Origin of the sequence: Paenibacillus sp. BJ-4, assembly GCF_020404765.1 — a bacterium.
Taxonomy (GTDB): domain Bacteria; phylum Bacillota; class Bacilli; order Paenibacillales; family Paenibacillaceae; genus Paenibacillus.
On the sequence record NZ_JAIVEM010000005.1, the window covers coordinates 214,024 to 236,887 of the forward strand.

A 22,864-nucleotide genomic window follows, 5' to 3' on the forward strand; every position below is an offset into this window, starting at 1 on the left:
CTGAATCTCGCAGTCAGTTTTCCATTTTTTTGAGATCGTTATATCACAGTAGTACATGCAGCCGTGTGTTTGACAAATCTTCTTACTACAAAATTAAGTACGAACGCATTTGCAAGCAAAAGTTTTCCTAATTGTACAAATTTATTACTTATTTTGTCAATGCAATCTGAGACTATTATAATTAACTCAACCTTCGCAGTATGAATATTCAAAACCAATATTTTACCGTATCCAGCCTTATAGGTGAAGACTATCACTTCTATAGATATCATATCTTAGACCAATCAAACATGTCGTGGTATATTGTTGACATTCAAGAGAGATCCGTATAGTTTCTCTCCACTAGTTCGAAAGCACAGGGGTGAATGTTGATGAGTAAAAAGACCATGTTCGAGAAAATTTGGGATAACCATGTCATCTATCAGGAAGCGGGAAAGCCGAGTATTTTGTATATTGATCTTCACTTGGTCCATGAGGTAACCTCCCCGCAGGCGTTTGAGGGACTTCGTCTTGGCGGACGCAAGGTGCGTCGTCCAGAGCTTACATTTGCAACAATGGATCATAACGTACCGACGTTTGATCGCTACAATATTACGGATCCAATTTCCAAACAGCAGATTGATACATTAACTCAAAATTGCCGCGATTTCGGTGTTAAGCTGTATGATCTGGATACCATTGATCAAGGTGTCGTTCACGTTATGGGGCCTGAACTTGGTCTGACTCATCCGGGGAAAACGATTGTTTGTGGTGACAGCCATACCTCCACACATGGTGCGTTCGGGGCGCTTGCTTTTGGTATCGGAACAAGCGAGGTAGAGCACGTACTGGCAACGCAATGTCTCCAGCAGGCGAAGGCAAAAACGATGGAAGTTCGTTTTGTAGGTCGCCGCAAACCGGGTGTAACAGCGAAAGATATGATTTTGGGCGTCATCGCCAAATACGGCACGGATTTCGCTACAGGCTATGTTATTGAGTACACAGGCGAATCCATTCGCGAATTGAGCATGGAAGAGCGCATGACGGTGTGCAACATGTCCATAGAAGGCGGAGCTAGAGCTGGAATGATTGCGCCAGATGAAACCACCTTCAATTACTTGCGTGGACGTGAACATGTAGCGCAAGGAGCTGCTTTCGAGCAGGCGGTTGCTGAGTGGAAGGAGCTTGTTACAGATGAAGGCGCTGAGTTTGATGTTGTGCTGGAGTTTGATGTGGATTCCTTAATTCCGCAAGTAACTTGGGGCACCAGCCCAGGTATGGGTACAGATATTTCCTCGAACGTACCAATTCCGGCAGAATTGCCGACAGAAAACGAACGCAAAGCGGCTGAAAAAGCGCTTGAATATATGGATTTGAAGCCAGGTACACCGATCACGGAAATTGCGATTGATTATGTATTTATCGGCTCCTGCACCAACGGGCGGATTGAAGATTTACGCGCTGCGGCCGAGGTTGCCAAAGGCTACCAGGTTTCTGACAGAGTAACAGCAATCGTCGTACCAGGTTCAGGTCGTGTGAAAATTCAGGCTGAACAAGAAGGACTGGACGTTATTTTCAAGGAAGCAGGATTCGAGTGGCGTGAAGCGGGATGCAGTATGTGTCTTGCGATGAATCCGGACGTGCTCCAACCGGGACAGCGTTGTGCGTCTACCTCTAACCGCAACTTTGAAGGTCGTCAGGGACGCGGAGGACGGACTCACCTCGTATCTCCGGCAATGGCAGCCGCTGCGGCGATTCATGGACGTTTTGTCGATGTACGGGATTGGAAATTCAAGCAGGAAGAAGTAGTCCACTAGGATACAGAGGAGGAATTTACGATGGAAGCATTCACAACTTTAAAAGGAATCGTAGCGCCTGTGGATCGGGTGAACGTGGATACGGATGCTATTATTCCTAAGCAGTTCTTGAAACGAATCGAGCGCACAGGCTTTGGACAGTTTCTGTTTTATGAGTGGCGTTTTGATGAGGCGGGCAATATCAATCCTGAATTTGAACCGAACAAGCCTCGCTATGAAGGGGCATCTGTACTGATTTCTCGCGCCAACTTTGGCTGCGGCTCTTCTCGTGAGCACGCGCCGTGGGCGATTATGGATTATGGGTTTCGCTCTGTAATCGCACCGTCTTTTGCAGATATCTTCTATAATAACTGTTTTAAAAATGGTATTTTGCCGATCAAGCTGTCTGAAGAGCAAGTAGAGGATTTATTTCAGCGCACGGCGAAGCATGATAAATACCAATTGAACGTAGATTTGAACGAAAAAACAATTACTGACGATTATGGTCTGCATATTGATTTTGATCTGGATGAGCATCGTCGTCAATTCCTGCTGCAAGGTTTGGATGACATTGGCTTAACGCTCCAGCATGAAGCTGAAATTCTGGCTTATGAACAAAAACGTGCTGCCAAGCAAGGCGCATAATCATATTTGAGCAGAAAGCCCGTATTGGCAATTCTTTTGCCTGCGGGCTTTTGTTATTTTTAGAATTAAATTGGTAAATAAGGGGTTGACGGCTCGACTGAGCATGGTATTGTAAATGTAAAATGGTTGAGGACTATACCTACGCAGGAGCACAAAAATATTACATATATAAGTTAGGGGAATGAGGATGAAAAAATATGGTTGGGTGATATTGGCGGCTATCTTAATCTGGTTGTGGCCGTCCTCCACTCATGTGAATGCGGCTGAAGCAGATTTGTTTTTGGACGGCAAAAGGATGGAAGCGCCTGCAGATGCCAAGCCTGAAATGGTCAATGGAAAAGTCATGGTACCGCTTCGGGTAGTTGGTGAGCAGCTTGGATATCAATTCAAATGGGAACCACAAGCCTATAAAATCTCAATTCAAAAAAACAATACGGATATGTCTATGTATGTAGGCCGTACATCGGCTGATGTGAATGGAAAAACAGTTAGTCTGGATGCGCCTCCTGTTCTGCGTGGCAACTCGACGATGGTTCCATTGCGCTTTGTCGGGGAACAAATGGGACTAAAAGTAGATTGGAATAATAAAAGTAAATCCGTAAATCTTAGTCAAAAGGCCACAACTCCACAGACAGATCAGAAGGCCGAATCGCAAAAAACGTCGACGCAGAATACGACCAGCAAGCAGAAAACGTCTCCAACGACAACTACCACTACAAATACGGCCGAAGCAGACAAGCAGACGGAGAGTGCACTTTCACCGCCCAAGGATCAGAATGCAGAGAAGTCAAAAGCAAATACGTTGCTTGTGCAGGACATCATTTTTGAACATGAAGCATTAAAGATTTCTATGAATAAAGTTGTAACCCCCAAAGTGTTCAAAATGACGGGGCCTGACCGCATTGTCGTGGATTTACCGGGAGCAACGCTGTCGTCCGAGTTTTCTCAACCGTTTCCGGTTCGTAGTGATGGCTCACGTATACTGACGAATATTGACGGCACAGATATACAGGAAATCAGATTCGCTCCTGTAGATGGACAAAATGGGGGTGTCCGTGTTGTCATTGCCTTGAATCAAGTACGTGATTACGATCTTTCAACAAACAGCACGGGTGAAATCACCCTCCAATTGCGTGAGCGTGGTGAGAATCTGGTGGTCACACCAACTCATGTCGAAGGACGGCGGATTGTCGTAATTGATCCTGGACATGGTGGCAAGGACCCTGGAGCAGCCAGTGCGACAGGACGACGTGAGAAGGAGTTTACATTGGCTGTGGCGTTAAAGGTTCAACAGCTTTTGCAAAATGACCCAGCTATTCAGGTCATAATGACCCGCAATGGAGATACATATCCGACCCTGGATGAACGTCCCCAGCTTGCGAATGATCAACAGGCAAACGTGTTTGTTTCCATCCATGGAAACAGTATGCCAGCCTCCAATAACGGAAAAGCCAATGGGTCTGAAACTTATTATGCACGCCAGGAAAGCTTGAATCTGGCAACGACGATGCACAAGCATCTTATAGCGGCTACTGGGTTCAAGGATAACGGCATTAAGGTGGCAAACCATGTGGTAACAAGAAAATCGCAAATGCCAGCGGTGCTGCTGGAATGTGGCTATCTGAGTAATCCGTCTGATGAAGCAGCCATGTTCACGGAAGAAAAACAGGGCATGATTGCGCAAGGAATCGTCGACGGATTAAAAGAGTATTTTGCAACGGAAACGGGGACCACGGAATCGCTTAACGAAGTGATTAATTAAGTGATTAATTAAGAGGGTTAAAAAAAGCTACTTTCTACCTTTATGGGAAATCATGGAGGTGAAAAGTGGCTTTTTTAATTTTTTTGACGATGACTTTTGACGGGAAACGAATGAACTATATTTTTAGTCATAATTCGACAAAAATAGTTCTTAGGCACGTATATTTCTGTTATGATGGAATATATTCGCAACTTTTGGTGTGGGATAACGTCTAAAAGGTTGTCTGATATTACATAAGCGCGTATATCAGGTCGCCGCACCGGAGCATGTGGCAAAAAAAATATGAATGGAAGGGTGACGAATGAAGAAATTTGGTTTTTTGTTGTTATTATTTGTCTTCATGTGGGCGGTTCCGGGTTATGGACATGCGGCTTCGAGTGGAACGCAAATCTATCTCGACGATCAACAGTTAAGTGTCCCTAGTGGTGCTAAGGCACAAGTGATAGGCGGAAGCACAATGGTTCCGCTACGCGTAATTTCTGAAAATTTAGGATATGACGTGACATGGAAGCAGCAGGCGCGAACCATAACGATTGAGAAGGACAGTACCTCGATCCGAATGAACATCGGAAGTAAGACGGCGACTGTCAATGGAAGCGACATTAGTCTGGATGCTTCGCCTCTGCTGCGTTCCAATTATGCCCTTGTACCGCTTCGTTTTATCGGGGAGCAAATGGGACTGGACGTAAAATGGGACAGTAGCTCCAAGTCCGTAAAATTATATACCCGCAGTAGTGGGTCTGGAAACGGGGAATTTACCCCTCCGAAATCCGGGAATAACAGTTCAAGTACAGGAAGTGTAACTGCACCAGCTAATAATGCGAGCACAGGTGTTACGCCAGTGCAGGAAATCAGTTTCAGTCAAAATCGTTTAACCATCACAACCGCGAGTACAGTCAAGCCAAAAGCGTTCACGATGACAGCTCCTGATCGGGTTGTTGTGGATTTGCCAGCAACTGCGTTCGCTGACAATTTTGGAGACCAGCAGAAGCTGGACAACAACTTGAATGGTTCACTGGACATTCAAAATGAAGCGGATGTGTCCGGTATCCGTTATGCTTTGTTCCAAAAGGAACCTTCTACGGTCCGTGTTGTTATTGATTTGAAACATGCTATGAACTACACTGCATACAATGATGGATCCAATCATGTCATCGTCGATCTGGCATCCAAGGATTCAATTAATACAACGCCTGATGCCACGCTGCCAGATGGTTCATCACCAGACGATACACAGACATCACCAGTGAACAGCAGTGGTAAAAAGGTCGTTGTTATTGATGCAGGTCATGGAGCAAAGGATTCTGGAGCAGTTGGGGTCTCAAGAAAAAATTACGAGAAGACCTTCAACCTGGCTATGGCTTTGAAAGTGGAAAGCATCTTAAAGCAGAATCCCAACCTTGAGGTCGTATTGACACGCAGCGACGACACATTCCTGGAGCTTAAACAGCGAGTAAAAGTGGCTGAAAATCTCAATGCCAACGTATTTGTGTCCATTCATGCTAACAGCAGCGGCAGTTCAGCTTCCAACGGTACAGAGACGTATTACCAGCGGAGTGCCAGCAAAGCGTTCGCGGGCGTTATGCATAAGTACTTTGCTCCTGCTACGGGTCTGACAGACCGAGGCATTCGTTATGGCAATTTCCATGTGATTCGGGAAACGACTATGCCAGCCGTTTTGCTTGAGGTAGGATATTTGAGTAATGCAAAAGAGGAAGCCACACTGTTTGATGAAGATTTTCAAAACCGGGTAGCTCAGGGGATTGCAGATGGCATCACAGAGTATCTTGGTGTAAAATAAATCTTCAACAAATCGCTTGCCAACGTCAAGCAAGGAGGGGGACATATGAACAAAAAAATCGTAATCGCAGGTTTGCTGGCACTGTTTGCCATAGCAGGCGCAGGCTGTGCCTCCAAGCAGACAGCTGCTCCGGCGGCTCCAACTCAGGAAACACAAACACCTGCTGCACCCAATAGTACGTCTGAGCAAACGACCCCTGATCCATCGGCTCAGTCTGCTGAAAATAACGGGGCGTCTCAGACCCCAGCATCCCCGTCAACGGAACCTACCCAAACCAAGACGGAAACGGAAAAATCAGGAGATCATCAAACGCAGCAGATCACAGTCTACTACACAGATACTCAAGAGAATGGCTTAAAAGAAGAGAAAAAGGAAATTACCTACCCGAGCGAGCTGGAAAAATACCAAAAGGCGTTCGAGGCTCTGCAAAAAAGTGGGAATTCTTCTCTGATACCGCTGTGGTCGGATAAAATTTCCGTGCATAAGATCAAATTGGATAACGGAGCATTGACCTTTGATATTTCTTTGCCGGACGAAGCACGTTTGGGTGCAGGTGGCGAGGAATTGGCTATTGATGCCTTGAAGAAAACAATGTTCCAGTTCAATGAAATCAAAACACTGGATTTGCTCGTAGATGGTCAATCTCTGGAATCTTTAATGGGGCACGTAGATTTGGATCATCCAATGAGCCGTTAACAGATCAGATTGTATGAAAATTTCTTGGCAATTTGCACACTTTTCACGTGCAATCTGTGACAGATAATGATAATATAGGAGTGTATTTCTCGCCTATGCAGGCAGTCATGCACAAATAGTATTCGTTTCTTTCCGGATGATTATTTAGAGTGACCGTCTTGATGCGGGCTATCCCGTATCAGGACGTTTTTTTTGGTAGGAGGTAGGATTCCGTGAATGCAGCAACCGCACGTCATATATTGGACACCATCGGTACGATGTATCCGGATGCCCATTGTGAGTTGAACCATGACAATGCTTTTGAATTAACGATTGCCGTGTTATTGTCGGCTCAGTGCTCCGATCAGATGGTCAACAAAGTAACGGCAGACCTGTTTCAAAAATACAAGTCACCTGAGGATTATTTGGCTGTTCCCATTGAGGAGCTGGAGCAGGATATTCGCAGAATCGGCTTGTACCGAAACAAGGCCAAGCATATTCATAACCTGTGCCGTATATTGATAGACCAGTACGGGGGAGAAATACCGTCTGAGCACGATCAACTGGTCAAGCTTCCCGGTGTTGGACGCAAGACGGCTAATGTCGTCGTATCTACCGCTTTTAATGTGCCGGCTATTGCGGTCGATACGCATGTAGAGCGCGTTTCTAAACGACTCGGCTTTGCAGGATGGGATGATTCAGTGCTTGAGGTGGAAAAGAAGCTGATGAAAAGAGTACCTAGGGATGAATGGTCTTTGACCCACCACAGGCTTATTTTTTTCGGTCGCTACCATTGCAAAGCACAAAACCCTCAATGTCAGGTATGCCCGTTGCTTGATGTGTGCAGGGAAGGCAAGAAACGTATGTAAACGTCTCTTATCAGAAAAGATAAGGAACGTAGAGCTTAAAGACCCATAGAGTTTACAAAGGGTTTAACCATTTATGTGTAGAAAAGGATGAAGAGTAATGAAGTGCATTTCGGTATATACAGACAATTTTGAGGCGTTTTCGGATATTTTTGAGCAAATTGTAACAACAGAGTTTGCTGAAAACGAAGAACGCGATCTTGAGGGAATTACGGTCAGCCATTCCGGGGATGTGCCTGAGCATTACCTGGAACGTATGTCTCAAAAGCCGGAAGTGGTCGTAATGAAGGACAAATCCCGCGGAATTACGATTTTGCAGCATGGTCAAGTATTTGAAATTTTGCTGCCAGTGCTTGAGGCAGCAGCAAATTAAGTATAATTAGCGGACATGCGCTGCATGTTCCGGTGCAGGCGGCCCGGCTGGTCTAACCAGCCTGGAGGCGCATGATCTGCACGAACCTTGAAGACCATTATCAAATGCTGGATATGGACGATTCCACATCATTAATTATGAAATTTTCAATTGAATTTCAGAGTGATAAGCAGGCTCATCCGTTGTTTACATATCTTGCTTCGTCGTTGCCCTTTGAGGGCTTTGATGAAACGCATTCGGTTGCCAAAATACTTATTCCTTTAATTCATGAGCGTCATCCTGAATACTTACCAGGAGATTCGATCAAATGGAATTTTACGAAATTCCTGATGGATCGGAACGGGAAAGTAGTCAATCGATTTGAAGCAACGACAGATCCTCTGGATATGGAAGATTAGATTGAAGCATTGCTGTAATGATCCGTTTTGAAAAGAGCGTTCCCCAAAGTCAGGTACTGGAGGGGGACGCTTTTTAGTTTTTTAATTGTGATGATTCTCACAGTGGCACAGGAGTGCTACAATATAGCTATTTGATGCTCAAGAGACAAGGAGTGGAACCGTAGCTTATGATGCAAACGATTACAGGAGATGCCGGAAAGTGGTCTAATACGATTGAACAGATGCAGAATACTTTGCATAAAGCAGGGGATATGGCGGGAGCCAAGGCTTTAGCTGATCTACTAGAGAAGGCGAACGCGGACGAGCTGACCATTGCCTTTTGTGGACATTTCTCGGCGGGAAAATCAAGCTTGATTAACAGCCTGTGCGGTAAAACGGTGCTGCCCTCCGGACCGGTGCCTACGAGCGCTAATGTGGTGTCCATCCGGCATGGACATTCAAGAGCACTCATTCATCCAGTTAAATCATCGGAAAACCCGGAGAAGGAGATCATGGAAACCTCCTTGGCCGAGCTAGCTGAATATTGTAAAAATGGCGGGGCCTATGAATTCATTCAGGTATGGGAGGATATTCCGATGCTATCCGGCGGAGGGGTACTGCTGGATACACCGGGCGTAGACTCCACAGACCAAGGACATGCGCTGGCGACACATTCCGCTTTACATCGGGCAGACATTGTTTTTTATGTGATGGATTACAATCATGTTCAATCTGAAAATAATTTGTCTTTTGCCAAAAGCTTATCGGATTGGGGCAAGCCGTTATACTTGATAATCAATCAAATAGATAAACACCGGGAGCGGGAACTTTCATTTACACGTTATCGCAATGAGGTAGAGACCAGCTTTCATGCGTGGCAGGTCCATTATACTGATCTAATGTTTACTTCCTTAAAAGAGCCAAATCACCCTTGGAACCAGTGGCAACAGTTGCCGTCGTTGATTCAACAATTACTGAAGCGGAAAGCGGAGCTGTTAGCGTACAGCCTGGTATCCTCCATGCACCATTTGGTAGAGCAACATGTGGAGGATGTGCAGGCAGCTGAAGAAGAGGAGCTGAACACGCTGCTGCAAGAGGCGGGCGGAGAAGAGGCGATTTCCCGTTTGAAAATGGAGCAGCAAGCCCTGCAGCAAGAGGATGAGCAGTGGCGGATACTCCCGGAGCAGGAGCATAAAAGGTTGCGTCAAGAGCTGGATCGTCTACTGGAGCACGTGCATTTGACGCCTGCGGAGCTGCGTGAAGCAGCGGGCGAATATTTGGAGAGCCGCAAGCCGGGCTTCAAGATGGGGCTGTTGTTTGCCGGAGGCAAGACGGAGCGAGAAAAGGAGCATCGTTTGGAACGGCTGACCCGGATGCTGACTGATCAGGTGGAGGGGCAACTGTTTCCCCATGTGCGGGAGATGCTGAGATCTTGGGGCGAAGGTCATGGGCTGTGGTCTGCTGCGATGGAGCAAGAGCTGGATAGCATTCGTCCAGTGACGAATCGGCAGCTGATTGAGCAGACGGTCAAGGAAACGGCGTTGTCGCCGGAGTATACGCTGAACTATTGTAAGGACCTCCGTGCCGCAGTCACGGCGGATTGTCGCCGCAAGGCGCTGGCGCTGGCAGACCGCCTGCTGGCCCAGCTAGCAGTGCGAGCCGAAGCCCGCCGCGCGGCTCTCGCGGATGCGCGCACTGCGCTGTTGGCGCAAGCGGACGCGGCGAGCCGCTACAGTGCCCGTATACATGCCTCGGCTGTACACGCCAACGCGCTTCGCAGCCTGCTGCCGCAGGCCGTCGCGCCAGGCGCATTGCCCCGCGAGGCTGCGCTGAAGGCTGAAGCCGCCGCTGCGTCCCCGATGGCTCCAGCCGCGCTAACAGATGCGGCGCAGCCCGCCATCGCTGGCACACGCGCCGGATCGGCATTGCCGCAAGCGAGCACGGCGGCAGCACAGCCTGCTGCCGGAGGGCGCCGCACGCGGCTGGATGCAGTAGCGGCTCGGCTGAAAACCGCCGCTGCCTTGATAAGTCCGTACCCTGCCATGCAGGCAACGGTACGGGATTTACATGCCCGCGCGGCTGCGTTGGAGGGCGGGCGATTTACTTTGGCACTGTTCGGAGCGTTCAGCGCCGGGAAGTCGAGCTTCGCCAATGCTTTGCTGGGCGAAGCCGTGTTGCCCGTATCACCGCATCCAACGACAGCGGCGATTAACCGTATTATGGCGCCTGCAACTCCTGAGCGCCATGCTACGGCTGACGTCCACATGAAATCAGTGGACGCGTTGTGGGATGATCTCAAATATTCGTTCCGGTTATTGGGATTGGGGGAACCGGAGGCAGTAGGCTGGCAGGAAGCCGTACGTGAGTTATCTCCGGAAGGAATACACCCTGCCGGCAGGCCGCATTACAGCTTTTTGAAGGCTGCCGCAGCTGGATGGGAAGAAGCCGAACACCTGCTGGGTCAGCAGCTTCAGGTAAATCTGGAACAGTATCGGGATTTTGTCGCGTCTGAGCACAAGTCATGCTTTGTGGAGCGCATCGACCTTTATTATAACTGCGCTTTGACCCGTCAGGGTATTGTGCTAGTGGATACGCCTGGAGCGGATTCTGTGAATGCACGGCATACGGGCGTGACCTTCAATTATATGAAGCATGCAGACGCTCTTGTATTTATCACATATTACAATCATGCGTTTACCCAAGGAGACCGGCAATTTTTGAACCAATTGGGCCGAGTTAAAGAGACGTTGGCGTTGGATCAGACCTTTTTTATCGTCAATGCCTCAGATTTGGCTTCCTCCGAAGAAGAACTGCAATCCGTGACCCGGCATGTACAGGAACAACTACAGGCGAACGGAATCCGTAAGCCGCGTATTTATCCGCTGTCCAGTATGCTGGCACTGGAAGCGGCTGAACAGGGAGAGCTTTCGCTGCGTACGGCTTCACGTTTTGAAGGGTTTGAAAAAGATTTTTCGGCATTTGCAGCTGATGAACTGGCGGGCTTGTCCATTGCTTCTGCCATGCAGGAGCTGGGGAGGCTGCGTAGCCGGATAGAGCATCATGCCGCTGATGCCCGGTATGGCGTAGAAGAACGCACGATTCGATTGGAGCGATTAAGCCTCATCCGCAGTGAACTGGAGCATATGCTCCAGAGTTTGTCTGACAGCAACGGTGCAACTGTTTTATTAGGTGAAACCGATGAACTGCTGTATCATGTACGTCAACGGCTGGCCTACCGGACTGGAGAGTTTATGGCGGAGGCATTTCATCCGTCTGTCCTGCGTGAAGGAGCAGGTGATCTTCGTTCGGCTTTTGCCTCTTGTGGTCGCGAACTGATGCGTTTGCTTGAGTTGGAGCTGTCCCAGGAATTATTGGCAACCACACTTAGGTTGGAAAAAACGGGGAAATCCTTGGTGCACAAGGCTGTACAACGGTGTGCGGAAGAGATGAACCAGCGGCTGACAGGTTTGGATTGTACCGTTCCCGAAGCAAGAGAATGGGCTGTTCCTGAACTGTTTGAAATTTCGCTGCAGGATTCCGTCCTTTGGAAGGAGTACTGGAATGCCTTTAAAAATCCAAAGCTATTCTTTGAAGGGGCTGGTCGGGGAAGCTTGCAATCCAAACTGGAGCCGATACTACGCGAGAAAGTTGGCGAAGCAGTCGAGCTGCAGCGGGAACGAATGTCTTCTTATTACGTTAAGCTGATGCAGGAGGAGCTGACGTGGCAGACGGCACAGCTTCGGGAGCAGATGCTGGGGACACTTGGCGGTATGGAGCATGCACTTGCAGGTGACGAGCAGCCGCAGGTTTGGGAAGAGCTGGCAGGTCGTATTGCCGATCTGGAGCAGAAAGAAATGCTAACGCAATAAAATATATAGTTGCGAAGACTTAAGGACACCGGGTTGTGGGACAACCCGGTGTTTTATGCATGCTTCAAAAGGAAAGGAAAACTGAGGAAATAGCCATATTCAATAATAAGAAAGCGATTTAATTTGCCTAATCACCCACCAATTGCGAACCTGCCTGAAAACGGTCCGTTATCCTCTTTGCCGCCTTGGAATGCGAATGGTAAACTTCACTAAGCCATATAACAACGTCGTGCAACTAATGGAGGGACATTGACATGGAAGTGCTCAGGCAACTGCAAGTTTTTTTTCGCGAGAGGAGACATTATCTGTTTCTTTCCATTCTATGCCTTGCGATAGCGACGGCCTTGGGACTGGTGTATCCGAACCTGCTCCAAAGGCTCATTGATAACGCTATCATTCCCGGTGACTTCGAGAAAGTCCCGGTGCTGGCTCTGACTGTACTGGGAGTTGTGATCATCAAAGGTTTTATGCAATTTTTACATGGTTTTTTTGGTGGACGGCTAGGAAACTTTCTGGCGTATCGACTCCGCAATGCCTGTTACGAAAAGCTGCAATTTCTGTCCTTCAGATATTATGACACTGCCAAAACGGGGGATCTGATGTCCCGTTTGACCGGTGATCTGGAGGCGATTCGCAACTTTATCGGGTTTGGTTTTGCCCAAATCCTCAATGTGGTACTGATGGTCGTATTCGGCTCTATGATGATGGTGTATATCAACTGGCAGCTCACCCTCTTTACGATGATCAGCATGCCTTTGCTGCTCTTCGTCACATTTAAGTTTGAATCCCGAATTCATCCCACCTTCCAAGAAATGCGGATTGCGCTCAGTGCCTTGACGACAGCGGTACAGGAAAATATTACAGGGGTCCGCACCGTCAAATCTTTTGCCCGTGAATCCTATGAAGTTGAAAAATTTTCAATACGAAATGAACAGTACAAAAGTAATCAAATTCAGGCTGCTTCCTTATGGAGTCGTTTCTTCCCCGCCATGGAGCTTATTGCTTCTATCAGTGTGGTCCTTCTTTTAGGCATGGGAGGATATCTGGTCATTGTGAAGTCGATGACTCTGGGACAGCTCGTCGCTTTTTTTAGCTTAATTTGGTATATTATCGGTCCGATCTGGAGCGTTGGTTTTCATATTAATAACTATACGCAGTCTAAAGCTTCCGGTGAACGGGTCTTGGAGCTGCTGAATCAGCCCGTAGATGTAACCGATGAACCTGATGCTCTTGCGCTCAATACCGATCAGGTAAAGGGACATATTACGTTTGAACATGTTACATTTGCTTACGGGAATAAGCTGCCCGCTGTTGTTGACATCAATCTGGATGCGCCACCGGGATCAGTCATTGGGATTTTGGGTGGAACAGGATCAGGGAAATCGACCATTATCCAGCTCCTTATGCGGGCTTACAACGTGAACGCAGGAAGCATCAAGCTGGATGGAACAGATATACGTCATTTGAAAATTCGCGATTTACGTGCTCAAATTTCTTCTGTGTTTCAGGAGACGTTTTTGTTCTCATCGTCCATTCGTAACAACATTGCCTATGGTTTAAACCATGTCAGTATGGATGACATCATACGCGTTTCCAAGCTGGCTCAGGCACATGAATTCATCACCGAGCTACCGCTCGGTTACGATACTGTCGTTGGTGAACGTGGATTGGGGCTATCTGGGGGACAAAAACAACGGATTGCCATCGCACGTGCCTTGCTCAAGAATCCGAAAATTCTCGTACTTGATGATGCTACCAGTGCAGTCGATATGGAGACGGAGCATGAAATTCAGACCGGTTTTCAAGAGGTAATGCGTGGACGCACCACGTTTATTATTGCTCATCGAATCTCGTCGCTTCGTCATGCCAATGAAATTGTGGTGCTTGAGGAAGGAAGAATCGTCCAGCGAGGAACACATGAACTGCTTATTGCCACTCCAGGTCCATACCAGGATGTGTATCATATTCAATACGCCGACTACATAGACCAGACTCCAGACGGTGTATCCGAAAGGCAGGTGAGACCATGAATATACCGGCAGAAAAAGCCCATCCGTTAAAAAAACCAACGAATGAACGTTTTGTGTATCAGGATGATGATGTCATTGACAAACCGTTTAACTGGTCAGAATTTAAACGTTTGCTTGCATACATGAAGCCTTATGCCCGCCAGATCCTGCCTATCCTTCTGGTCATGATGATTCTCGGCACCATCACCAAGCTGACGGTTCCTTATTTGATCAGTCTGGCCATTGATAAGGCGATTGCTCCCGCGTGGCCAGCACTGCCCAGCGTGAAGTTGCTGTTGCTCATAACGGGTGCGGTGTTGCTGCTATATTTGATTCAATGGGCAGCCAATACGTACCGCATTAAATTCACCAATATTATTGGTCAACGCGTCATTTATGATCTGCGTGAGGATCTGTTTAAGCATATTCAGAAGCTTTCCTTTAATTTTTTTGATAAAAGACCGGCAGGGTCTGTATTAGTACGTGTTACGAATGACATTAACTCGCTCCAGGATCTGTTTACGAATGGTGCAGTGAATGTCCTGATCGACTGTGTTCAGCTCATGGGGATTATTGTCATTTTACTGCTTATTAACTGGAAGCTCGGCTTGGCGGTCATTGTGACCGTTCCCATCATGTTTTTAATCTCGACCAAGCTACGCGTGCGTATCCGCCGCGCCTGGCAGGAAGTACGCATGAAGAACTCGCGTATCAATTCTCATCTGAATGAGTCCATTCAGGGGATCCGTGTGACACAGGCATACACGCAGGAGCAGGAAAACATGGCTTATTTCGATGACATGAACAGCTCCAGCAAAAGGTCGTGGGATAAAGCCTCCGCCATGAATCAGGTTTTTGGTCCACTTATTGATATTACAGGAGGACTGGGTACGCTGGTGCTGTTCTGGTTCGGGGCGCATCTTATTCAGACAGATCAGCTTACGGTAGGTCTGCTGGTTGCGTTTGCCAACTATGTGGGAAATTTTTGGGAGCCGATTAATCGCCTGGGTCAAATGTACAATCAGCTGCTGGTTGCGATGGCTTCATCGGAAAGAATATTTGAGTTTATGGATGAAAAGCCGAATATTGCGAACAAGCCGGGAGCCAAGGATTTGCCGCTTATTCGGGGCGATATTCAATTTGAAAATGTTGTTTTTGAATATGAAAAAGGGCGTCAGGCGCTTAAAGGGATTAATCTATCTGTCGAGGCGGGTCAGTCCATTGCACTTGTGGGTCATACCGGATCAGGAAAAAGTACAATTATTAACCTGCTTAGCCGTTTCTATGACATTACATCAGGACGGCTTACCATTGACGGTCATGATGTGCGGGACGTAACGGTGGAGAGCTTGCGTAGCCAGATTAGCATCGTGCTTCAGGATACGTTTATATTTTCAGGTACGATTCGCGATAATATTCGTTTTGGCCGTCTGGACGCAACAGATGAGGAAATTGAAACGGCTGCGAAGGCGGTTAATGCTCATGAATTCATCGTTCAATTACCAGGCGGCTATGAAACAGAGGTGGAGGAGCGGGGAGGTATGTTGTCCATGGGCCAGCGTCAGCTCTTATCCTTTGCCCGGGCTTTGCTTGCTAATCCGCGAATTCTTATTTTGGATGAGGCGACAGCCAGCATTGATACAGAAACGGAGCTGAAAATTCAGGATGCTCTTCAGGTTCTACTGGAAGGCAGAACCTCTTTTATGGTCGCTCACCGTTTGTCTACCATTCGGAATGCGGATCATATTGTCGTACTGGATCACGGAGAGATTCAGGAAAGTGGTAATCATGAACAATTGATGAAAAAACATGGAATATATCGGGGGCTGGTGGAAGCACAGTTCAGATTTTTGTAAAAAAAAGATCAAAAAATCGCGTTTTTTGTAAATTTTAATGCCGAGCACTATTGCATTCTTGAAGCTAAACCCTGAAAATAAAGATGAAAAGAGATCAGAGCAATATCGTCAGAGGGGGAAGAGTTCAAGATGTGGGGTGCTCCTTTTTCTGCCAACGCTAAGAAAATGCTGCTGCTGGGCAGCGGCGAATTGGGAAAAGAAGTCATTATCGAAGCTCAGCGGCTTGGCGTGGAGTGTATTGCTGTGGATCGATATGAAGTGGCTCCAGCAATGCAGGTCGCCCATCGTTCTCAATGTCTGGATATGCAGGATGCTGAGGCGTTGAAGGCACTTATTCGCAAGGAAAAGCCCGACATAATTGTACCCGAAATCGAAGCTATTGCTACGGGTGCTTTGGAAGAATTGGAGCAAGAGGGATTTCACGTAGTACCAACTGCCCGGGCCGCCCGTCTTACGATGGACCGGGAGGGTATTCGCAGGCTTGCCGCCGAGAAATTGCAACTTCCGACCGCCGAATACCGTTTTGCAGATGATTTTGAGCAGTTGCGGTCAGCGGTACATGAGCTTGGCACGCCCTGCGTGGTCAAGCCCTTGATGAGCTCGTCGGGTAAAGGGCAGTCTGTATGCCGGACACCTGAAGATGCAGAATCCTGCTGGAATACGGCGCTGGAAGGCGCACGTGCCAAAACAACACGTGTCATTGTTGAAGCTTTTGTCCCATTTGAGAGCGAAATTACTTTATTGACCGTCAGATCGGTTTCAGGTACGACTTTTTGCCCACCGATTGGCCATATTCAGAAAGACGGGGATTATGTCGAATCCTGGCAACCTCATGGTATGACGGACAAGCAGCTTTCAGAGGCAGAAGACATTGCCCGTACGATTACGGATGAATTGGGTGGTTACGGATTGTTTGGCGTTGAGCTATTTTTAACGGCTGATGGTGTCATATTCAGTGAAGTGTCCCCTCGTCCGCATGATACTGGAATGGTGACTATGATTACGCAGGATTTGTCGGAATTCGCGCTTCATGTGCGAGCCATTCTCGGTTTCCCGGTGCCGTCAGTCACGCTGCTTACACCAGGGGCTTCAGCTACCTTGAAGGCAGAATTGGCTACGCGGGATTTCGAAATAAGTGGTATGGATGATGCGTTATTGCTACCCCGGACACAGGTGCGAGTGTTCGGGAAGCCTGAAACCAAGCCGGGACGCCGGATGGCTGTAGCGCTTAGCGCTGCAGGAGATGTGGAGACAGCACGGAAGACGGCCAAAGAGGCTGCTAATATGCTGAAAGTGGAGGTAAATCATGTCTAACAATGTGATGATTCCAGTACTGACAATTCGTTCCGTAGAGCTTGGCGATTGCGAAGCCGTAACTGGACTGCTAAGAGAAGTCGGATATCCGATGACTTGTGGCGTGATGAAAGAAGTTATGGGAACAACGCAGGAGGACAGTCAGGCGAATATGATGGTTGCAGAAATGGATGGTCGTGTTGTCGGAGTAATCGGCATGCATACGGCTCAAAGCTTGGCTTATCCTGATCCTGCTGTACAAATCACCATGCTGGTCGTGAGCGGGGAGTATCGCGGCGAGGGCATTGGCAAACGTCTGGTGTCTTGTGGTGAAGAATGGGGACGTGCGCAAGGATGCTATCATTTATTCATTACCGGAGCGAATAACCGCATCAAACAAGTAGAGGCCAGAGCCTTCTACAACCGAATCGGCTTTGAAAAGCAAGGCTACCGTTTCAGCAAAAAGCTTAGATAAGCTGCCTCGATAAAGCTAGGACTATATATAAAGTCTTATTATCCATACATCAGTCCCGTGTAGGCTATTGCCAAGCGGGGCTATTTTTTTTCCAACTTTTATACCATTGATCCTGCTATGAAACATGATATACTGCTAGGGTAAAGATTACAAAGTTGTAACCGGGAACGTTCACACCAAGGCATTAATACAACAAGGAGATGACGAAATGAAGAATATGTTGAAAAAAACACTGGTGATGGGAAGTCTAAGCGCCATTTTATCCGCAGGATTCATCGTTCCGGCATCAGCTTCACCAGCTGACGATTTGTCTGCACAACTACAACAGTGGCTACAAAATAACGGTTATACAGTGAATATATCCAACGGAACAACGACGATCACAAAGACCGTCATTAAGGATTGGTCCAAACAGGACAAGGCTACAACCAAAACAGCCAATCCTTCTTCCGGCAAGCAAGGAACTAAACAAGGAACTAAACAAGGTAACCAAAACGCTTCACAGGCTGCTAACAAGCAACAGAAGCAAGCTCAGAACACTAATTCAGGAGCGGGTCAGTCCGCAGGATCAGGTGCTGAGCTCAGCAAATCCCAATTTGCAGCAGAGGTGGTAAAGCTGGTAAACAACGAGCGTAGCCAACAGGGCCTGAAGCCGCTCACTTCTAATGCAAAGCTTACAGAAGTTGCTTTGGCTAAAGCGAAGGATATGAGTACCAATAATTACTTTTCCCATACATCACCAACCTACGGCTCACCTTTTGATATGATGAAGAAATTCGGTGTAAGTTATACGTATGCGGGTGAAAATATTGCAATGGGACAACAAACACCACAAGAAGTAATGAAGGCCTGGATGAACAGTCAGGGACACCGTGAAAATATTCTGAAGGCAGAATATACGCAAATCGGTGTGGCTTACTACAATGGATATTGGGTACAGGAGTTCACACGTAACTAAGAACGATAACTAAAACGATAGCAAGACGCGTTTGGAGCTCTCATATAGCGACATCGCGTTAATATAAAGGCCTGCTGACACGTTCAGTGGGCCTTTAATGTTATCTTTTCATTGAATAGTATAAAGCATTGCTAGTATGCAAAAACAGGCATAGAGGACATAAGTATAGTATGATAGCAGCAAGCAGCATTGATAGCGTACTACTTATAGAAAGCTAGGTGAACAATTGAGCTACGAAATCGTGCATGAAGGTGCCTTTGCAATGCTCAAGGTGCAGTTGAGCCCCGGAGAAACCATTAAAGCGGAAATGGGAGCGATGGTTTCCATGTCTTCCAGCGTAGACATCAAAGGAACAGTGGATGGTGGACTGTTGCGTGGTTTAGGTCGGATGCTGAGCGGGGAAAAATTCTTTTTTCAAGAGCTGAGGGCAGCTCGGGGACCGGCAGAAGTGCTGCTCGCCCCAGCCAGTATAGGAGATGTACAGGCCGTGGAACTGGACGGTTCATACAGACTGCTCGTCCAAAAGGACGGTTTTCTAGCATGTACAGAAGGTATCGAGGTTAGTACCAAAATGCAAAACCTGATGAAAGGACTATTTTCTGGCGAAGGCTTTTTTATCGTTGAAATCAGTGGTCGGGGTACGGTGTTTCTATCCTCTTACGGGGCCATTTATCCTCTGTATGTTGCGCCAGGAGAGGAGCGTATTATTGATAATGCTCATCTGGTGGCATGGCCAGACTATATGGATTATAAAATTGAGAAAGCATCGAAAGGCTGGTTGTCCAGTGTAACGAGCGGAGAAGCGCTTGTATGCCGATTTCGCGGTGAAGGGACGGTGTTGATCCAGAGTCGAAATCCAGGCAGTTTTGGACAATGGATCAGGAGTTTTATACCTGATAGCAAATAGTTTTTCGTCTATACTGTGCACACGAGTAGACATCGTAAAAGGATGGCAATTTGCCATCCTTTTTTAACATAATAAAGAAAAAATAAACTAATGATGTTCACGAAAGTTTCACACAATCGAACCTCAATATTATGTATTTTCTTTTTTTTTTTACATATGTGCTTCATAAATCTCAGAACGGTTTATTTGCAAAATGATATGAGAAGCTTTATGTTTATTTCACTAAGCTATCAGGAGGGAACACGAGTGAATTCATCAAAATGGATATGGCGGTCTGTCGGTTCCATTTCCATCGCCGCCACACTGCTATTATTATACGGATTTATTGCCGCAGTACGAAGCATCACGGCTCCAGAGCCGATGGTTAGCACTCCACCTGTAAATACCGACTCATCGCAGACACCAGCTGCGCCATCTATTGCTACTCAGACGGGAGAGTTTCGGGTAGCTGCCATTGGAGATTCGCTGGCCAAAGGAACGGGGGATGACTCCGGCAGTGGTTTTGTGCGTCGATCGGTGACCCTGTTAAATGGCCAGGAAGGGCATAAGGCGCAGCTCATCAACAATCTGGGGATTAATGGGCTGACGACTCAAGGACTATTAACCAAGCTGGATGAGCCTGGTGTATCTTATGTATTGAAGAAGGCTAACGTTATTATTGTCTCGATTGGAGGCAATGATTTATTTCAGGGAGCGCAGGCTGCCCAAACCGGCAAAGAACCACCTACACTTAGTGGTTTGCGCAAAGCCTTGCCTGATGCCGCCAAACGTCTGCAAAAAGTACTGATCAAAGTCGGAAAAATCAATCCGAATGCTAAAATTATCTATGTTGGATTATATAATCCATTCAGTGATCTACAGGAAATGAAAATTCCCGGTAATCTTGTTGTAACAGAATGGAATTTGGCAGCCATGGCGATTACCAACCAAAACAGTAATATGACGCTGATTCCAACGTTCGATTTATTCCAGCAAAATCTTTCAGTCTACTTGTCATCGGACCATTTTCATCCCAACGGGCAGGGGTATCAGGCGATTGCTGAACGGATAGCGCAGGGTTTTGCAGTTGCAGCGACGAAGAATGCCGATCATGCAGGCAGTCAACAATCTACAAGCAGTCAGTCCGCTGAAGTGAAGAAGGGAGGGGACAAGTAATGAGCATCCAATCTGCTGACAAGACCGGTGCTGAAGTAGCAACGGATTCAACATCTGCGGATGTAGCGTCTAGCTTCCATTCCGCGAGCCAGCTTGGCAGCGCAGACCGAGGCAGAAGCGACAACGAAACGGTTCTCTCTGTTCAGCACGTCAAGAAACGTATCAAACGTAAAATGATTATTCATGATGTGACATTCGACGTTCGCGCGGGTGAGATTTTTGGTTTTCTCGGCCCGAATGGCGCCGGAAAAACGACGACGATCCGTATGCTGGTCGACCTAATTAAGCCTACGGAAGGGACGATTACGGTATGCGGCCACAATGTGAACCGTGATCCGGAGCAGGCTTTACAGCATATCGGCTCTATCGTGGAAAATCCAGAGGTTTACAGCTATTTGACAGGTTGGGAGAACCTCGAGCATTTTGCCCGGATGCAGCCTGGTGTAGATGAACAGCGTATCCGCGAGGTGGTTGAGCTGGTTCGGCTAGATCGTCGTATCCATGACAAAGTAAGTACATATTCACTGGGGATGCGTCAGCGTCTTGGCATAGCTCAAGCCTTGCTTGGCAGACCGAAGCTGCTTATTCTGGATGAACCGACGAACGGCTTGGACCCTAAGGGAATTAAGGAAATGAGAGCTTTTATCCGTCTGTTGGCATCCGAGGGCATGGCTGTGTTTGTTTCCAGTCATTTACTCAGCGAAATCCAGTTGTTATGTGATCGTGTGGCTATTATAAGTCGGGGAAAGGTGCTGGCTGTTGGCGGTGTACGAGAATTAGTTGAGACCCATTCGCGCATGGCAGTATGGCAATTGGAGCCTTATGATCTGGGTCTTGCCCTATTGCAAAAATCACCGTATGTGCACATCATTACAAACGCGGATGAATTAATTGATGACAGCATTGTTGCAGCCAGCGGAGACAATGCCATTTTTACAGAAATGGATGAAGAGCATATTGCGGAGCTAGTTGCACAAATGACAGCTTCCGGTATTTCCGTTAAAGGTGTAACCAAAATTAACCCTACACTGGAGCAGCTATTCCTGAAAATGACGGAAGGTGAGATACTTGAATAACATTTTACCGCTCATACAAAATGAAACACTGAAAATTATCAAGAAAAAAAGATTTTATGTCATTTTACTTGTTTTGCTTGTGTTAGTGCCGATTTTTACGTACGCTCAATTGAAAGTGGCAGAAAATAATCGTGAAAAATTCGGCAATGATTGGCGGCTGGAGCTGCGTCAGGCGATTACTGATAACCAAAACTCGCTTGGCAGCGACCGGGTTCCCGAGGAATGGAAGACCTACCGGCGGGTTTTTGTCCAGCAGATGCAGTACTATCTGGAAAATGACGTGAATCCGAATGAGCCGAGTGGTGTAACCTTTACCAGAGAGTTTATGGATAATTCCATTAATCTGTTTGTTCCATTGCTCATTATGGCGATTGCCTCCGATCTGGTTTCAGGAGAACGGACGACAGGCACGATAAAAATGCTGCTGACCCGTCCTGTCAGGCGATGGAAAATACTGCTGAGCAAGCTGCTGACACTGTACATGTTCGTTTCGCTCATCATTTTGAGTGTGTTCGTGATTAGTTACCTCATATCAGGCTTGTTTTTTGGTTTTCGCGGTTTTAACGCGCCTGTATTTACCGGCTTTCAAATTGTTGGCTCGACGGTGGATGTGTCTGCGGTTCATGCGATTCCACAATGGCATTATCTAATGTTGCAAGCCGGCTTGATCTGGTTTGTCAGTCTCGTGGTGGCATCGCTGGCCTTTATGGTTTCTGTTCTGGTACGCAGTACGGCGGCCAGCATCGTGGTCATGATGGCTGCGCTCATTTCGGGTACTATTTTAACCAATATGGCTTCATCTTGGCAGAGCGCAAAATATTTATTTATGGTTAACCTCGAATTAACCGATTATTTATCTGGAAGCCCTGCTCCGATTGAGGGAATGACCTTGCCGTTTTCTTTAACTGTACTGGGCATTTGGGGGGCTGTGGCGTTGATTGTTTCATTCGCCGTCTTTACGAAACGGGATATATTGAATTAAAATGGACAAG

17 protein-coding genes and 1 pseudogene are annotated in these 22,864 nt (G+C 47.2%); all 18 read left to right on the forward strand.

Annotation, left to right across the window (positions count from 1 at the left end):
• Positions 1-371 precede the first annotated feature (371 nt).
• Complete coding sequence (leuC, locus tag LCF57_RS01570) at positions 372-1,796, forward strand: 3-isopropylmalate dehydratase large subunit (RefSeq protein WP_225999146.1); 1,425 nt, start codon at positions 372-374, stop codon at positions 1,794-1,796.
• 21 nt (positions 1,797-1,817) lie between these two features.
• Positions 1,818-2,420, forward strand: a complete 603-nt coding sequence (leuD, locus tag LCF57_RS01575) for a 3-isopropylmalate dehydratase small subunit (protein ID WP_225999147.1) — start codon at positions 1,818-1,820, stop codon at positions 2,418-2,420.
• Positions 2,421-2,607: 187 nt separating this feature from the next.
• Entirely contained in the window at positions 2,608-4,182 is a 1,575-nt protein-coding gene (locus LCF57_RS01580; RefSeq protein WP_225999148.1) for an N-acetylmuramoyl-L-alanine amidase family protein, read from the forward strand.
• Between the two features lie 301 nt (positions 4,183-4,483).
• Positions 4,484-5,983: an N-acetylmuramoyl-L-alanine amidase family protein gene (locus LCF57_RS01585; RefSeq protein WP_225999149.1), complete on the forward strand. Its 1,500-nt coding sequence runs from the start codon at positions 4,484-4,486 to the stop codon at positions 5,981-5,983.
• A gap of 45 nt (positions 5,984-6,028) precedes the next feature.
• Entirely contained in the window at positions 6,029-6,679 is a 651-nt protein-coding gene (locus LCF57_RS01590; protein WP_225999150.1) for a GerMN domain-containing protein, read from the forward strand.
• 212 nt (positions 6,680-6,891) lie between these two features.
• A complete protein-coding gene (nth, locus tag LCF57_RS01595; RefSeq protein WP_225999151.1) occupies positions 6,892-7,527 on the forward strand; it encodes an endonuclease III in 636 nt (211 codons plus the stop codon).
• 97 nt (positions 7,528-7,624) lie between these two features.
• Positions 7,625-7,897: an NAD/NADP transhydrogenase alpha subunit gene (locus tag LCF57_RS01600; protein ID WP_225999152.1), complete on the forward strand. Its 273-nt coding sequence runs from the start codon at positions 7,625-7,627 to the stop codon at positions 7,895-7,897.
• Between the two features lie 164 nt (positions 7,898-8,061).
• Positions 8,062-8,295: pseudogene (locus tag LCF57_RS01605) on the forward strand (glutathione peroxidase); the annotation flags it as partial.
• A gap of 167 nt (positions 8,296-8,462) precedes the next feature.
• A complete protein-coding gene (locus LCF57_RS01610) occupies positions 8,463-12,143 on the forward strand; it encodes a dynamin family protein (RefSeq protein WP_225999153.1) in 3,681 nt (1,226 codons plus the stop codon).
• Positions 12,144-12,397: 254 nt separating this feature from the next.
• Positions 12,398-14,173, forward strand: a complete 1,776-nt coding sequence (locus tag LCF57_RS01615) for an ABC transporter ATP-binding protein (RefSeq protein WP_225999154.1) — start codon at positions 12,398-12,400, stop codon at positions 14,171-14,173.
• Positions 14,170-16,008 carry an ABC transporter ATP-binding protein gene (locus tag LCF57_RS01620; RefSeq protein WP_225999155.1) on the forward strand — a complete coding sequence of 613 codons (1,839 nt, stop codon included), beginning with the start codon at positions 14,170-14,172 and terminating at the stop codon, positions 16,006-16,008. The genes LCF57_RS01615 and LCF57_RS01620 overlap by 4 nt, the downstream gene beginning before the upstream one ends.
• A gap of 129 nt (positions 16,009-16,137) precedes the next feature.
• Positions 16,138-17,322, forward strand: a complete 1,185-nt coding sequence (gene purT / locus LCF57_RS01625; RefSeq protein WP_225999156.1) for a formate-dependent phosphoribosylglycinamide formyltransferase — start codon at positions 16,138-16,140, stop codon at positions 17,320-17,322.
• Positions 17,315-17,776, forward strand: coding sequence for a GNAT family N-acetyltransferase (locus tag LCF57_RS01630; protein WP_025718713.1), 462 nt, complete (start codon positions 17,315-17,317; stop codon positions 17,774-17,776). Before purT ends, LCF57_RS01630 begins: the two co-directional genes overlap by 8 nt.
• Before the next feature lie 208 nt (positions 17,777-17,984).
• Entirely contained in the window at positions 17,985-18,734 is a 750-nt protein-coding gene (locus LCF57_RS01635; RefSeq protein WP_225999157.1) for a CAP domain-containing protein, read from the forward strand.
• Between the two features lie 226 nt (positions 18,735-18,960).
• A complete protein-coding gene (locus LCF57_RS01640; protein ID WP_025718718.1) occupies positions 18,961-19,641 on the forward strand; it encodes a TIGR00266 family protein in 681 nt (226 codons plus the stop codon).
• Positions 19,642-19,851: 210 nt separating this feature from the next.
• Complete coding sequence (locus tag LCF57_RS01645) at positions 19,852-20,796, forward strand: GDSL-type esterase/lipase family protein (protein WP_225999158.1); 945 nt, start codon at positions 19,852-19,854, stop codon at positions 20,794-20,796.
• Positions 20,796-21,872: an ABC transporter ATP-binding protein gene (locus LCF57_RS01650; RefSeq protein ID WP_225999159.1), complete on the forward strand. Its 1,077-nt coding sequence runs from the start codon at positions 20,796-20,798 to the stop codon at positions 21,870-21,872. Before LCF57_RS01645 ends, LCF57_RS01650 begins: the two co-directional genes overlap by 1 nt.
• Entirely contained in the window at positions 21,865-22,854 is a 990-nt protein-coding gene (locus LCF57_RS01655) for an ABC transporter permease (protein WP_225999160.1), read from the forward strand. The genes LCF57_RS01650 and LCF57_RS01655 overlap by 8 nt, the downstream gene beginning before the upstream one ends.
• The last annotated feature ends 10 nt before the right edge of the window (positions 22,855-22,864 follow it).

Excerpts from the sequence above, each read along its gene's own strand:
- leuC (WP_225999146.1), top strand. The coding sequence starts at position 372 with ATGAGTAAAAAGACCATGTTCGAGAAAATTTGGGATAACCATGTCATC.
- leuD (WP_225999147.1), top strand. The coding sequence starts at position 1,818 with ATGGAAGCATTCACAACTTTAAAAGGAATCGTAGCGCCTGTGGATCGG.
- LCF57_RS01580 (WP_225999148.1), top strand. The coding sequence starts at position 2,608 with ATGAAAAAATATGGTTGGGTGATATTGGCGGCTATCTTAATCTGGTTG.
- LCF57_RS01585 (WP_225999149.1), top strand. The coding sequence starts at position 4,484 with ATGAAGAAATTTGGTTTTTTGTTGTTATTATTTGTCTTCATGTGGGCG.
- LCF57_RS01590 (WP_225999150.1), top strand. The coding sequence starts at position 6,029 with ATGAACAAAAAAATCGTAATCGCAGGTTTGCTGGCACTGTTTGCCATA.
- LCF57_RS01600 (WP_225999152.1), top strand. The coding sequence starts at position 7,625 with ATGAAGTGCATTTCGGTATATACAGACAATTTTGAGGCGTTTTCGGAT.
- LCF57_RS01610 (WP_225999153.1), top strand. The coding sequence starts at position 8,463 with ATGATGCAAACGATTACAGGAGATGCCGGAAAGTGGTCTAATACGATT.
- LCF57_RS01615 (WP_225999154.1), top strand. The coding sequence starts at position 12,398 with ATGGAAGTGCTCAGGCAACTGCAAGTTTTTTTTCGCGAGAGGAGACAT.
- LCF57_RS01620 (WP_225999155.1), top strand. The coding sequence starts at position 14,170 with ATGAATATACCGGCAGAAAAAGCCCATCCGTTAAAAAAACCAACGAAT.
- purT (WP_225999156.1), top strand. The coding sequence starts at position 16,138 with ATGTGGGGTGCTCCTTTTTCTGCCAACGCTAAGAAAATGCTGCTGCTG.
- LCF57_RS01630 (WP_025718713.1), top strand. The coding sequence starts at position 17,315 with ATGTCTAACAATGTGATGATTCCAGTACTGACAATTCGTTCCGTAGAG.
- LCF57_RS01635 (WP_225999157.1), top strand. The coding sequence starts at position 17,985 with ATGAAGAATATGTTGAAAAAAACACTGGTGATGGGAAGTCTAAGCGCC.
- LCF57_RS01645 (WP_225999158.1), top strand. The coding sequence starts at position 19,852 with ATGTTTATTTCACTAAGCTATCAGGAGGGAACACGAGTGAATTCATCA.
- LCF57_RS01650 (WP_225999159.1), top strand. The coding sequence starts at position 20,796 with ATGAGCATCCAATCTGCTGACAAGACCGGTGCTGAAGTAGCAACGGAT.